Below are 257 nucleotides of genomic sequence, written 5' to 3'. Positions count from 1 at the left end.
TCGACGCGACACATGCATTTAAACGCGCTGCGGGGGTTTCGTATCCGAGCGTCATTCGGGGTCGTTCGTTGAGCTGTCTTGCGACGGCGCTCAGCTTTGCTTGATTATGTATCGACAAATCCGTGCCTTTTGGGACGTACTGTCGTAGCAGGCGGTTGGTATTTTCGTTTGAACCGCGTTGCCATGCATTGCCCGGCAGTCGCTGCTTGCAGCGATGAGAGGGGCTGTGTGGGGCGCCCAAGAAAATGTCGATCTTC

1 protein-coding gene is annotated in these 257 nt (G+C 55.6%); it reads right to left on the bottom strand.

Going from position 1 to position 257, the window contains the following annotated elements:
• Window positions 1-257, bottom strand: a 257-nt coding sequence (locus AB9F26_RS22505) for a transposase (RefSeq protein WP_369769154.1), incomplete at both ends; no start/stop codon positions are given.

Origin of the sequence: Falsihalocynthiibacter sp. BN13B15 (assembly GCF_041205415.1) — a bacterium.
GTDB classification, from domain to species: Bacteria; Pseudomonadota; Alphaproteobacteria; order Rhodobacterales; family Rhodobacteraceae; genus Falsihalocynthiibacter; species Falsihalocynthiibacter arcticus.
The sequence above is the reverse complement of the archived record's forward strand: the minus strand, read 5'-3'. Positions and strand labels throughout refer to the sequence as shown.